Raw genomic sequence first — 14,863 nt, 5'->3', positions numbered from 1 at the left:
TTTAGCAATCTCTTTTATATGAAAAGGTCGTAACTATTCGTCTCTTAAACTATTTGCAGGATTGATAATTGCAGCCTTAATGGATTGAAAACTAACTGTAAGTGCCGTGATGAACAATGTGAGAATACCGGAAAATAAAAATATAGATATAGGTAAATTAGTTCTAAAGGCAAACCCCTGAAGCCAGTCATTTGCGAAATATAAAGCAAGAGGAATCGCAATAATATTCGCAATAATGACTAAGATGAAAAACTCCCGATTCAGCATTTGTATAATGTGGAAAACCGTCGCACCTAGCACCTTTCTAATCCCAATTTCCTTTGTTTTTACTTGTGCGGTGTATGTACATAAACCTAAAAGACCTAAACAAGATATTAAGATGGTTATGACAGCAAAGAAGTTAAATATGGTACCCTGTTTTTGTTCACTTGTGTATAGTTTTTGATAGCTTTCATCCAGGAAATTATAAGTGAAAGGCATATCATTATAGTATTGCTTCCAAATTTTTTCCATAGCGCCTATAGCATCAACAGTTTTATTTTCATTCGTTTTTATATAAAGCTGTCGAGAATTTTTTGGATTAAACTTAAAAACGATAGGTTCAATCTTCTGACGTACACTAGCGTAATTAAAATCTTTCACGACACCAATAATAGTTCCGGGTACAGTTCGGATTCTCAAACGGGTGCCAATAGGATTTTTTAACCCCATCTCTCTAACAGCCGTTTCATTTAGAATAAAATGGGTAGAGTCCGCTAATGAGCCCGTAAAGTTTCGTCCTTCCGCTAGTTTTATCTTAAAGAAATCGAGCGTATGCTGATCTGAATGCGTGATATTAAACCAGAGATTTGACTTTGCAGGTTTTCCTTCCCAATCGTTATCTCCAGTAGCATCACCGCCGTGTATCATATCACGCCCCAGTCGGATTACATCATTTATTCCTTCGTTTTTTATCAGTTCATTTCTGATGGCATCAAAATGTTCGCCCATTTTTGATCCCATAGGAACCGCGAAAATATGGCTTTTTTCGTAGCCAAGATTTTTGTTGCGGATAAACTCTAATTGACGACCAATGACAATTGTCATGGTTATCAAAACAATAGAAACCGTAAACTGTAATACAACTAATACCTTTCTGGAACTAGATTTTTTCATTCCCAGATTACCTTTTAAGACTTTGATAGGATCAAAAGTTGATAGCAGTAAAGCCGGATAGATGCTCACTAAGAGAAGTGTTCCAATCAGTAAGATGAAAATGTAGACCCATAAATTAATACTAGTGAGATCCAATGATATTTGTTTTCCAGAGAAGTTATTAAAAGAAGGGAGAAAAATAAAAACGACCGTTATCGCAATGGTCACTGCAAAAAGAAACAACAATGTAGTTTCTATGATAAACTGAAAGAAAAGTTCCCTTTTGCCAGCTCCAATAATTTTTCGAATTCCGACCTCTTTGGCCCGATTTAAAGAACGGGCAGTCGAAAGATTAATATAATTAATACTCGCTATTGCTATAATCATCAGGGCAACTCCCATAAAAATATGTACAGCGCCGATTCCTCCATCGCTACCATCCATGTGGTATAAGTGAACTTTAGATAGTGGTTGTGCTACGTAAGGTACAGGTGTATCTTCAGGTTTATTGCGCTCATGTATCTGTTGTAACTTTTTAGTTAAAGCAGTGAGGTTCGCTTGGGGAGTTAGCAGTAGATAAGTTTCAAATGAAAAACTGGACCAATCCATATCCATGGATGACAAATATGTTTTGTTGTCATAAGTGGTTTTATTTTTTACATATGCCTGCTCATTAAACCTAGAAAGGGGAAGAAGTACCTGCAATTGTAAACTCGAATTTTCGGGATAATCTGCGATAACACCCGATACCACACAAAGTTCATCTAGACCTATGGTGACCGTTTTACCAATGGGATCTTCATTTCCAAAATAGCGTTGGGCAGTACTGGCTGTGATGACAATCGAATTGTTGTCTGGAAAAGGTAACTTTTGAATGCCTTGAACCAAAGGAAAATTAAATACAGAAAAATAGCTCGGATCTACAAAAGCAAAGCTTTTCTCGATAAATATTTTCTCTTTATATTTGATGGGACCATCTCCAATTTTGAGGATACGTACGGCGTCTTTTACTTCCGGAATCTCTTTTTTTGCAAAAGTGCCAACAGGGGCAATGATATTCTCAAATATTTTTTTAGTGATTCCAGTTCCACCTTCAATACCAATTTTATAGATCTTACGCTCATTTTTATGGAATCTGTCAAAAGATAGCTCATCCTGAATCCAAAGTAGGAGGAATATCCCTACGACTAATCCCGCCGACAATCCTAAAATATTAATGGCTGTATAGAATTTATTAGCGAAAATACTTCGCCATGCGATTTTTATATAATTCTTTATCATGATTGAGGTGATTGTCAGTGGTTAGATTTAATTGGTCACTATACTGTTTTCGTTAACATAGAAAGCCGTCGGTTTCACAATCCGACGACCTTCATTTCACACTTAATACTTAACTTATAAAACACATACTACCTATTCATCTCTTAGGCTATTGATCACATTTACTTTTGCCGCTCGAATGGCTTGATAACTGATGGTCAATCCTGCAATTAATAGCGCTATACTTGCGCCGATTAAAAATATCCAAACATTCAATTCTGTTTTAAAGCTGAAATTAGCCAGCCATTCATTTGCAAAATACCAGGCAAGAGGACTTGCAATTAAAATTGCGATGATGAGTAAGCTCACAAACTCTTTACCTAATAACTGAACAATTTGTGGTATGCTAGCACCTAAGACTTTGCGGATTCCGATTTCTTTTACTTTCGTTTGTGCCGCATTGGTGGCCAAAGCTAAAAGACCTAGTGAAGAAACGAAAATTGCGATCGAAGCAAAGATGTTGAAAAGCAATCCGGTACGTAAGTCCGATTTGTACATTTTATCGAATTTGCTATCCAAAAATGTATATTCGAAAGGTTGTTCCGAAGGATAACTATTAAAAATCGTTTTTACCTTCTCAATTGCCTTTTGAGCATGTGAAGCAGTCGTTTTAACATATAAGGTACCTGCATAACGATGAGTCCAAAAGACTAGAGGTTCAATCTTATTCTTCAGATTACTGAAGTTGAAATCCCTTACAACACCAATCACCGTTCCGGGTACCTCATGTAATGACATTTGCGCGCCAACATACGGTTTTTCCAATCCCAATTGTTTTGCCATCGTTTCGTTGATGATATAACTTGATGAGTCGGCAGGTGTTCCTTTGATATTACCACCCTCGATGAATTCCATGCCCATCATGGGAATAAAATTTTTGTCTATTGTAGCTTGGGTTACTATGAGTGATTGATCTTTAGTACGATTTGGCCAGTCGATATCTCCAGTTGAACTGCCATAGTCCATTGGATTATATATTCCATTAATGGAATAGGAAACAATGGAAGGATCTTCAGAAAGTTTGGACGCTACAGTAGATTTATTTTCAACGGCTCCTTCATTGAGCTCTACGGTAAAAATATATGAAGTGTCATATCCTAAGTTAAATTCGCGGATAAACTTCATCTGCTTTTCAATAACCAAGGTGCAGATGATTAAAATAATTGATGATACATATTGAAATACAACCAAGCCCTTTCGGAAAATACTATTTGTGGGTTTGGATGATTTGCCTTTAAGTGCTGCAATAGGTTTGAAAGATGACAGTTGAATAGCAGGGTATATGCTGGAAAATAAAACGGTCATTAGTAAAGAAGACCCTATTAAAAGCCAAAGCGTGGGATTATTCAGATTAAAAGCCATTGATTTTCCCGAAATACTGTTATAAGTAGAAAAGGATAATCCAATCCATATAACTGCAACGCAAGTTGCTAAGGTAAATGTCAGGAAGGTTTCGGCCATAAATTGAAAAAATAGTTGTTTACGGCTTGCGCCCACAATTTTTCGAATACTTACCTCCTTAGCACGGTCCATAGCCCGAGCTGTAGCAAGATTAACATAGTTAATAGCGCCAATAAAAAGTAGGAGTAAAGCTACTGCACCAAATATCTGCACCATGCGTAAGGCTGATTTGTTTCCGTCAGGATCGATTAAATGTTTATCAGCAAGTGATCCTAATTTAAAAATGGTATTTTTATTACCTTCTCTAGCTTTAATATAGCTATTATTTATTTGAGCAATTGCTTGATCAGGGTTTGCTTCTGGAGTTAATTTGAAATAGGTATCAAAGGAGTAATTACCAAGATCTTCATCAATCGTTTTCCATATTCCATTCCCTCCATTTTCAGTAAAAATTTTTGCACGATAGGTCATTGGAAAAATTGCATCGTATCTTAATGTTGAATTCTGCGGCATATCAACGAAAACTCCCGTGACGAAAAATGGTGTTTTCTCAAATAAAATCATTTTGCCAATGGCATCTTCTCCTTTAAATAGTTTTTGACTTAGCGCTTCGCTTATGGTCACTTCGTCTATATTTGTCAATAAGTTTGGCTTACTGGATTGCAGTAGCGGAAAAGAGAAGAACTTAAAAAATGAACTATCTGCATAAGCCATGGATAAACCCGTATAAGAATCTTTTTGGTTCTTTAGGCGAATGATGCCAGAATACTCGCGGGCTATTCTCACTGATGATGCTATTGCAGGAACGTCTTTTGCATAGAATGCAACTGGCCCAGGTGTGTTACTAGAAATGTTTTCTTTACCACCTCCCTTCCAGATGTTATGGACATTGTATATCTGTTTATAATCTTTGTGGAAACGATCAAAACTGATTTCGTCCTGTACCCATAGCAATATCATAATTGCTGTGGCAATACTGATCGAAAGTCCTACGATATTGATGGCGGTGTAAAACTTGCTTTTTTTTAGATTTCGCCAGGCAGTTTTAATATATTTAAAAATCATAAAGGTTTAATTGATTATATTTTTGTTCCTTTTCTAATTTTAAAGGCCAATCCCTAAGCCATTATTTTAATATTCTTGTATACAGGTGTTTAGGGTGAGTTGTGTATTTGCATAAGTGTACGTTTCCGAACAGTTGGCGTTCGCAAACGTACACTAAATTACTGATCTCTTAAACTATCAACAGGATTTGCCTTTGCAGCTTTCAGAGCTTGATAACCGACAGTTGTTAAAGCAATGAACAATGCACTTACTCCCGCTATACCAAACATCCACCATTGCATATCAATGTGATAAGCAAAATTATTGAGCCACTTACCCATTGCCCAATAGGCTACCGGTATGGCAATGCATATAGCAATAATGACCAGCTTGATGAAGTCAAGAGATAATAATTGTATGATTCCAAAAACACTAGATCCGAGGACCTTACGGATGCCAATTTCTTTGGTGCGTTGTTGAGCGGTATAAGTCACAAGCCCCAAGAGCCCTAAACAGGCAATAAAAATTGCAAATCCTGAAAATGTGGTAAAAATTCTTTGGAAACGATAATCTGCTTCATATTGACGTTTAAAACTCTGATCCAAAAATGTATAATTAAAAGGAATCTGGGGAGCTAGACCTGTCCAGATCTTTTCGATGCGGGCAATAGTTTCCGGTTGATTCGCTTTTTGCAATTTAATCGTTATAAATTTGCTGCTCCACGGTGATAATCGCAAAGCAAGTGGTTCAACCTTATTATGTAAAGACATATAGTTAAAGTCTTTTACAACGCCGATAACCTGTCCCTCTTGTCCCCATTGCGTAAAACGCTTTCCAATAATATCCTGTGAATTATTATAGCCCCAAAGTTTAGCTGCAGCTTCATTGATTATCATGGAGTGCGCAGTGTCGGCAGGAAAATCCCGGGAATAAGCCCGTCCTGCGACCATTTCAATCCCCATGTTCGGGATAAAATCAATATCCACCTCAAAAAGTGCAGGACCCAACATCGTCATTTTTCCTTCTTTAGTCTCTATCTCTGTGCCCGCATTAGGGAAAAATGTACCCGGAACACTGCGCGATGATGATACCGCTATGACGTCCTTATCTCTCTTAAACGTATTTTTAATTGCTTCTAAATTCTTGTTGACCCCATCGTCAAAATTATAATCGATAACCAGCATCTGATCTTTCTGAAAACCAAGATTCGTATGTTGCAGGTGATATAATTGTGAAAAGACAATACAGGTTCCTGCAATAAGTACAATGGATAAACCAAACTGAAAGATTACTAATCCCTTTCGTAAAAATTGCCCTCCAGCAGCAGTTTTAAATGTTCCCTTTAAAACTTCGATAGGTTTAAAACGCGCTAAAATAAAAGCCGGATAACTAGCAGCAACAATACCGGTTATGGTCACGATACCTAGAAAGATACTGAATGTTGTCAAATTGAATAGACTGCTCCATGCAAAATGTTTCCCTGCAAAGGCCTCCATGGAAGGAAGAAGTACGATAACCAATAGCAATGCCAGTAATGCAGCGATAAAAACTAAAGCTAACGACTCACACATAAATTGAAGAATCAAATTACGGTGGTTCGCGCCAATCGCTTTTCGCACACCTACTTCTTTCGCTCTCTCCATGGAACGAGATGTAGCCAAATTCATGAAATTTACACAGGCGATGAAAAGGATAAATAGCCCTATGATAGCAAATATGTACAGATTCTGTACGCTCCCCGTTACACCAGGCTGTCTGCCTGCAGACGAATGCATATAGGCATCCAGTATAGGTTCGAGTTGGAAATTATACTTGCCCTCTGCAGAAGGAACATTCTTTTTGAGAAATTGCGGAATTTTCTTATTAAAATTAGAAAGGTTAAATTGATCGGATACCAGTATGTAAGTATAAAAATCGACATATCCCCAGCTTTCAAAACGATCTGTAAAAGCTTTTCTAAAGGTACTCATCGAGAGCAAAGCATCAAATGTAAAATGGGAGTTGGAAGGAACATCTTCAATAACCGCTGTGACTTTGTATAGTCCCGGATCTGCCCGTCCGGAGGCAAGTCCCCCTTCTAGTGTTTTGCCAATCGGATTTTCATTTCCAAAATATTTTTTGGCTGTACTTGCAGTTAAAACAGCAGTATAGGGTGCTGTCAAAGCAGTTGTTGGATTACCAGCCAGTACTTTCCAGCTAAAAACATCAAATGCAGTTGAGTCCATGAAAAAAACACGTTCTTCCTGAAAAACCTTTTCCTTATTCTTTAAAGAAATGGACGTAACTCCTGAAAATTGAACCACATTCTTGACTTCTGGAAAATCAGCTTTTAAAGCTGGACCTATAGGCGCAACACCCCATACATTTTTTCGGATTAATTTCTCGTTGTCTTCGAAAGAATTAATAACACGGTAAATGCGGTCTTTATTTACATGGTATTTATCATAGGATAATTCATCATGAATATATAAGACGATTAATAAACAGCAAGCTAACCCTATGGCTAGCCCAACGATGTTGATGGAAGAATAACCCTTGTTTTTCCAAAGGTTTCTCCAAGCGATTTTTATATAGTTCTTAAACATAGTTTATAATTTAGAGTAGCGATTTATTTAGGACTACTTATGCTTTAATTCTTCTATTCATCTTTTAAACTATTAACAGGATTGGCAACTGCTGCCCGTATAGCCTGTGAACTGACTGTAAACAGTGCAATGACGACAGCTAAAAGTCCTGTAACAGCAAACATCCACCATTGAATGTCGATGCGATAAGCGAAATCTTCCAGCCACATGTGCATCATCCACCAGGCAATAGGGGAGGCAATAATGATGGCAATGACCACTAATCGAATAAATTCAAAGGATAACATACGCGCAATATCAGGCACAGAAGCACCGATTACTTTTCGGATTCCAATTTCTTTTTTACGTTGATGCGTGGTGAAAATCGCCAATCCCAATAATCCAAGGCAGGCAACAAAAATGGTCAGTGACGCAAAGATAGTCAGTAATTGTCCGGTCTTAAGTTCCGACTGATAGGTCTGATTATAACGATCATCAAGAAAAGAATAATCAAAGGGAAGATCCGAAGGATATGCATTGTAATACTGTTTTACTGTTGCCAGTAATTTTTCCATGTCTGTCGCCTTAGTTTTGATAATCAGATTTCCTGCCTGATCATTCAATACCATCACCAAAGGAGCAATAGTTTCATGCAGCGGTTTAAAATGAAAATCTTCAACAACACCGATCACCTGCAAGACTTTATTATCCTTATCGGTTAATGTTCGACCAATGATATTATCTTTCCAACCTAGATTTTTGGCAGCAGTTTCGTTGATCACAACCGATAGGCTATCGTTGCCATAGGTTGTTGAAAAATTGCGCCCTTCTTTCAACTTCATACCCATGGTAGGAATGTATTGCTCGTCAACATCATAACGGAGAGTTTTTACCCATTGGTTAGGGCTCTCTTTTGGATAGATAAAAAAATTGTTATTGTAGGTAGCTCCCGCAGGAAGATAAGACGAGTGTGAAACATGTAGTACGCGGCTATCCTGAGTTAGGCGTTCAGCGAAATCTTTTTCGTTAGCTCCTAGAGGCCAGCTTTGAATAATGACAACATTTTCCTTGTCATAACCAAGTTTGATATGACGCATGTAGTCCAGCTGACGACTTACCACTACAGTGCTAAATATCAATCCGACTGAAACGATAAATTGAAATACCACAAGGCCACTTCTTAATCCCAGACCATTTCCAGAGGCGTTGAACCTGTTTCTTAAGATCATTATAGGATTAAATGATGATAAGTATAGAGCAGGATAACTACTGGAGAATAAACCGATCAGTAAACCAAATCCAAGTAATAAAGGAATTGTTGTGATGAAGGAAAGCTGTCCGATCTCCAAATATTTTCCCGAAAAGTGATTAAACAAGGGGAGTGCAAGTAATACAATAGCTATAGCTAATACTAAAGCAATATAAGTAGTCAGAATACCTTCGGTGAAAAATTGAATCAACAGTTTTTGTTTTCCAGCTCCTAATACTTTTCTTACGCCAACTTCTTTAAATCTTTTAGACCCACTGGCGGTCGATAGGTTCATAAAATTGATCGTAGCAATCAGGAGCATAAAGATGCCGATTACTCCAAAAATATAAAGGTATCTGATATTGCCAGACGGACTCAGGTCATATACAAAGTCAGAGTGTAGATGGATATCAGTTAAAGGCTGCAGATAAAGTCCGATCTTATTCCCGGTCTTTTTGTAATCTTCATAACTCATTCCGAAACCTGCCATAAACTGAGGTCCCACATGCTTGTCAAATAAGGTCGCGAGTTTAGTCTCCACTTGTTTAACTGTTACATCTTTTTTTAATAGCGCATAGGTATAATATTCCGAAGTCATCCAGGAAATAGATCGTGCATCTTCAAGCGCATCGATGGAAGTGAAAATATCAAAATTAAAATGAGAGTTTTTGGGTATATTTTTCATTATACCCGTTATTTTAAGAATTGTCCCATTTCCCTTTATTGGTAGTTCTTTCCCGATCACATCAATGGTATTGAAGTATTTACGTGCCATCGTTTCAGTAATAATAGCAGTATTCGGCTCCGCTAATGCGGTTAAAGGATCTCCTTTCAATAAAGGTAATGTGAATATCTTGAAGAAGGATGCATCAACATATGCTAAATTGGCATCGTGAAAAACCTGGTTGCCTATTTGAAATAGCGGAACTCCTCCCATGCGTAAGCGAGCCGTTTCTTCGACATCCGATAATTCAGCCTTCATCGTTGAAGCAACAGGTGGCATGATATGAGCTTCCTTGATATCGCCACCCTTTACTTTTCCTTTAAAAACTACGCGAACGATGCGGTCAGCCTGTTTATTAAAACGATCATAGCTAAGTTCATCAGTGATATACAGACTGATGAGTAAGCAGGTCGCAATGCCTAAAGCTAATCCACATACATTGATTAATGAAATAGAAATATTTCGCTTTAAGTTTCTTATTGCTATTTTAATGTAGCTCTTGATCATGGCTGTAATTATTTAAGATGTTAACATTAATGTCTAAATTTTAGCTTTATTCATCGCGCAAACTCTCAACGGGATTGGCGTTTGCGGCTTTGATGGAATGATAGCTCATGGTAATAAATGCAATAAGCAAAGTAATCACTGCAGGAATTGTAAACATCCACCAGCTAAGCGTAATTTTGTAAGCAAAATCATTCAGCCAATGATTCATCGCCCACCAGGCAATTGGAGATGCTATCAGAATCGAAATGAAAATTAATTTGATGTATTCTTTGGATAGTAATGCAATGATTCCAGAAATTTTGCTACCCAATACCTTACGGATTCCAATCTCTTTTGTCCGTTGGGCTGTAGTAATCGTCACAAGACCAATCAGTCCTAAGCAACTTAATAAAATGGTTATTGAGGTAGACAAATTGATTATTTTTGAAAACTTCGTATCGTTTTCATATTGATTTTTTATTTGCTGATCATAAAATTCGTATTTAAATGGAGCATTTGGATAGTATTTTTTCCATTCCTTTTCAATTTGTTGCAAGGCAGATGGCCATTTTTCCTGATGATCCGGCAATTGAATACTCATATTCTTTAATTGTTCTTTTTTGTTTGAAGGTCTGAGCTCTAAAGGGCCAATTTTACTGTGCATATTTTTACTGTGAAAGTTATCAATCACGGTAACGATTTGTCGATCCTGATCATCTATTTTTACAAAATTACCAATAGCCTCTGATGCAGATTTAAATCCTAGTTTCTCAATAGCCACTAGATTTAGAGCAATACCTGAAGCTGTGTCCGATAGTTTAATCGCTCGACCAGCCAGTATATTGATATTGTATAATTTAAAATAGTCATCATCTATAAACTTAAATTGATGATCCACCCGTACTTCTCCGGTATCACTTTTTACAACGATCGAATTACCCCAATGATCACCGCTCATCGGGAGATGCCCCAAAGAAACGTGTTTGATGACAGAAAGTCCTTCCAAAGCATGCTTATAGGTGAAGGGATCCGTATCAGCATTTTGAAAGCTTTTATGTGGAAGCTGTAGCGTAATAATTGCTTCTTTGTTGAAGCCAAGTTTACTATTTAAAGAATGTTTAAGTTGCATTCCGATGATAAACGTGGACACAACAAATATTTGAGCAATCACAAATTGAAATACAATAAGTGTTTTTCGTAAAGACAGGCCGCCCATTTTCACTTTACTGCCTCCTGTAATTTTGATAACTTCGGAGATTTTAACTCTATTAATGAGCATGGCCGGATACCAACTAGATAGTAGTGTGATTAAAATTGTCGTCCCGGCTATAAATGATAGAACCATTAAGTTGTCAGCAAAACTGTACATCTGCTGCGGAATGTAGGAACTTAAGCTCGATTGGATAATTTTAACTAGTGGCCATGATAATAAGAGTGCCAATATTGTGATGATAAATGTTTCGAGAAAGAAGATGACGGTTATTCTCTTTTGGCTCTCTCCCAATGTTTTTCTGATACCTATTTCCTTTGCTCTATGTGGAACTTGGGCTGTCGTTAAATTGATATAGTTTATGCAAGCAAGTATCAGTAGAAAAATTCCGATGCCAATAATGCCATACATTGTTTTTTTGTCGCTACTTTTTTGTGCAAATGATGTGAAATGTAATTCAGATAGCGGAATTAAGTTTGATGACATACTGAAGCCGTATTTTTTAAATTCTTCATTGGTCATCTCATGGAATTTAGCATTAACCGATTTTAAAATGGGAGCAATAACGTTCGGCAATTTAACCTTAATAAACATCTGCCAATTGGAATTAGAATTTGTCCAAGTGGTACTTGTCCAATCCTTTTCCGGAATCTGCATAAATTCTTTACCGATAAAACTACTTGGGTAAGCTAGATCTTCCACGATTCCAGCAACTGTAAATAACGTACTGTCGTAGGATAAGGTTTTGCCAATAATATCTGCAAACGTGTTTTTCGGGAAATATAATTTTGCTCTTGATGCCGTCAAAACCACTTCATTAGGGTTCTTAAATACGATATCTTTATTTCCCTGCAACCAGCGATAATCGGTGAGTTTGAAATAATCTGGTGTAGTTCCAATAATTTCCTTTGGGTCTTCAAAAGCTAATGCTTTAGTATTCGGTAAACTGACCTTTTCAAAATATTCACTGAATACAGGAACAGATAATGCTACATCAGAAAAATTATCTTTTACAAAGGCGGGTAGTGGTGCAGGAATACCGTCAAAATGATCTGTTTTGTTGTTTTCAAGATAGCTCGTGTGGACTTTATAAATCAATTCCTTATCAGGATGTTTCTGGTCAAAACTAAATTCATAATTGACAATACGGAATATCACCCAACAGGCACTGATACCGATGGATAACCCTACAATATTAAGTAAGGTGAAGAGGCGGTTGCGCCATAATTGTCTAAATATTAATTTAAAATTGTTCATTATCGTAAGGTTTATTATTGATTTTACTGACAGAATCAATAGTGTTTTTTTTAGTATTGATTAAAAACGATTTACTCATCTCGCAAACTTTCTACAGGATTTATTAAAGCAGCTTTTAGAGCTTGATAACCTACGGTTACAAACGCGATTATCAGAGCAAATAAGCCAGCAATCGCGAATGACCATAATGGGAATGCAATTCTATCATTGAAATCTTGAAGCCAATGAGAAAATAGCCACCAAGCTATAGGTATAGCAATAAATAATGAAAGTATAATCAAATTTAGAAAGTGGCCGGAAAGCAATTGAACGATTTTAAAAGTACTTGAACCAAGTACTTTACGTACTCCAATTTCTTTTTTTCGCTGCTGAGCGGTAAATGCCGCTAAACCAAATAAACCCAAACAAGCAATAAAAATCGTTAAAATGGAGAATGTTGAAATGATATTATTTGTTCGGTTCTCGGCTGTGTAATATTTCTTGATGTGTTCATCTAAAAATTGATAATCAAATGCTGCCTCAGGAACCTGTTGTGTAAATATTTGTTGGACTTGGCTAATATAGGAAGATACATTTTGCGTATCGTATCGAATAAGTAAATAACGATAACTTTCATTGGGGATGTGCATACGGTAATACATATACCCACCAATGGATTCTTTTAAACTTTGAAAGTTAAAATTTCGAACGACTCCTACAATAGTCGTATTTGGAGTTATTTCAGTTGGAATATTTTGTCCTACAGCATCGCTTGGATTTTCATAGCCTAAATAGGCAGCAACTACTTCATTAATCAAAATATAACAGGTAGAATCTGTAGGAGCTAATACTTCCGGCAGATCCTTTCCTGCAATCAGCTGTAGTCCTAGTGTGGGAACTACAGCTCCAAGACTACTTGAAGTATTGATTGGTAGACCTTCATTCGTATCACCTGGTTTATGCATTGTTTTTCCACTTTCACCAAAACCAGGGAATGTTTGTAAAGTAGCGATACTAACAGTGCCTGTTAACTTTTGAATAGATTCTTTAATATTCTTTAATTTGTCCATAGAAGGCACGGAGCGTATTGGAATCGTAACAATGTTAGTCGCCTGATATCCGAGATCTTTTTTAGAAATATGTCTCATCTGTAGCGAAATAATGATAACGCCAATAATCAATATAATAGAGCAGGTGAATTGAAATATAACCAAACCCTTACGTAGGTATTGAGCAATCTTACCTTGTGTGATGACATTTTTCATAAGGGAAAGGCTCGGAATATTGGCCATCATAAAGGCAGGATAACTACCCCCTACAAGCGTTATAATTAACCATATAGTCAGGCAGATGCCCATATTTTCTAGGGTAAATAAATGAGGAACAGCGAGACCAGAGCCAATAATGTGATTAAATGTAGGGAGTGCTACAAGAGCCAAAATTATTCCAACAGTAATAGACAAAAATGCAATAATACCTGTTTCAATGTAAAAACGAAATTTAATCTGGTTGCGATGTGCTCCCAAAACTTTGTTAATTCCTACTTCTTTTGCATTTTTTTGCGAGCGAGCTGTCGCAAGATTCATATAATTAATGCACGCAATCATGATAATAAGAAAGGAAAGAAAAAATACTGTTTTAACAGTTTTTATATTTCCTTCTCGAGTAGACATATTATCGCGTAAATCCTGTGATTGTAAATAAACTTGGGATAAAGGTTGTAAGTAAAATTTAGTGAAATATTGATTGTCCTTTGGTACATACTTATCAATAAGGGCTGTTGCTTTTTTTTCGATTTGAGCAGGATCAGTGTGATTGCTTAATAAGCAAAATGTATAGTAGCTTGCGTTAGACCAGTGCACATTTTTTCCCATCCAAGAATCCATCATATTCAAAAAAATGTCGCCTTCAAAGGAACTATTTTCCGGAAAATCCTGAAACACACCCGAAATGTTTAAAGTATCTCGTTGATTAATAATTATTTTTTTATTTAATGCAGGTCCTTTACCAAATATTTTGTTTTTCTTACTGGATGAAATGACAACATTTTTTGGATTTGAAAAGGCAGTAATACTATTTCCTTCTATAAATTCCACATCAAATAAATTAAACAAGGAGGAGTCGGTGAGATAAATATTTTTTTCGATGAAATTATTATCATTAGCACGGACAGAACCAAATCCTGTAAAATCTAGCCTTACCAATCGGGCGGTTGATTTTACTTCAGGAATATCATCTTGCATTGCGGGACCAACCGCATTAGGAAGATTGCTCCATTTCTCATAATTATATTCCCCGTTGGATTCCAATAGAACACGATATATATTGGCTTCCTTCTTAAATTGCTTATTAAAACTTAATTCTTGGCGACCGTAAGTTATCAATAGGATAGCAACGGACAAGCTTATGGCTAAACCAAATATATTGAGAATACTGAAAAATCTATTCTTCCAAAGACTACGCCATGCGATTTTGATATAATTCTTTAACATAAT

Annotated in this window: 6 protein-coding genes; all 6 read right to left on the bottom strand. The window is 36.6% G+C overall.

What is annotated here, in order from left to right; translation table 11 throughout:
• Window positions 1-33: 33 nt before the first annotated feature.
• A complete protein-coding gene (locus HCX49_RS22510; RefSeq protein WP_168128213.1) occupies window positions 34-2,415 on the bottom strand; it encodes an ABC transporter permease in 2,382 nt (793 codons plus the stop codon).
• Window positions 2,416-2,547: 132 nt separating this feature from the next.
• Window positions 2,548-4,920 (bottom strand): ABC transporter permease, encoded by a 2,373-nt coding sequence (locus HCX49_RS22505; RefSeq protein WP_168128212.1) that lies wholly within the window; start codon window positions 4,918-4,920, stop codon window positions 2,548-2,550.
• A 158-nt stretch (window positions 4,921-5,078) separates the two neighbouring features.
• Entirely contained in the window at window positions 5,079-7,484 is a 2,406-nt protein-coding gene (locus HCX49_RS22500; protein ID WP_168128211.1) for an ABC transporter permease, read from the bottom strand.
• A gap of 53 nt (window positions 7,485-7,537) precedes the next feature.
• Window positions 7,538-9,943, bottom strand: coding sequence for an ABC transporter permease (locus HCX49_RS22495; protein WP_168128210.1), 2,406 nt, complete (start codon window positions 9,941-9,943; stop codon window positions 7,538-7,540).
• Between the two features lie 46 nt (window positions 9,944-9,989).
• Window positions 9,990-12,389 (bottom strand): ABC transporter permease, encoded by a 2,400-nt coding sequence (locus HCX49_RS22490; protein ID WP_168128209.1) that lies wholly within the window; start codon window positions 12,387-12,389, stop codon window positions 9,990-9,992.
• A 71-nt stretch (window positions 12,390-12,460) separates the two neighbouring features.
• Window positions 12,461-14,860 (bottom strand): ABC transporter permease, encoded by a 2,400-nt coding sequence (locus HCX49_RS22485; RefSeq protein ID WP_168128208.1) that lies wholly within the window; start codon window positions 14,858-14,860, stop codon window positions 12,461-12,463.
• Window positions 14,861-14,863: the final 3 nt, after the last annotated feature.

The organism is Sphingobacterium sp. B16(2022) (genome assembly GCF_012030425.1).
GTDB classification, from domain to species: domain Bacteria; phylum Bacteroidota; class Bacteroidia; order Sphingobacteriales; family Sphingobacteriaceae; genus Sphingobacterium; species Sphingobacterium anhuiense.
This window is presented reverse-complemented; position numbering and strand designations above follow the sequence as displayed.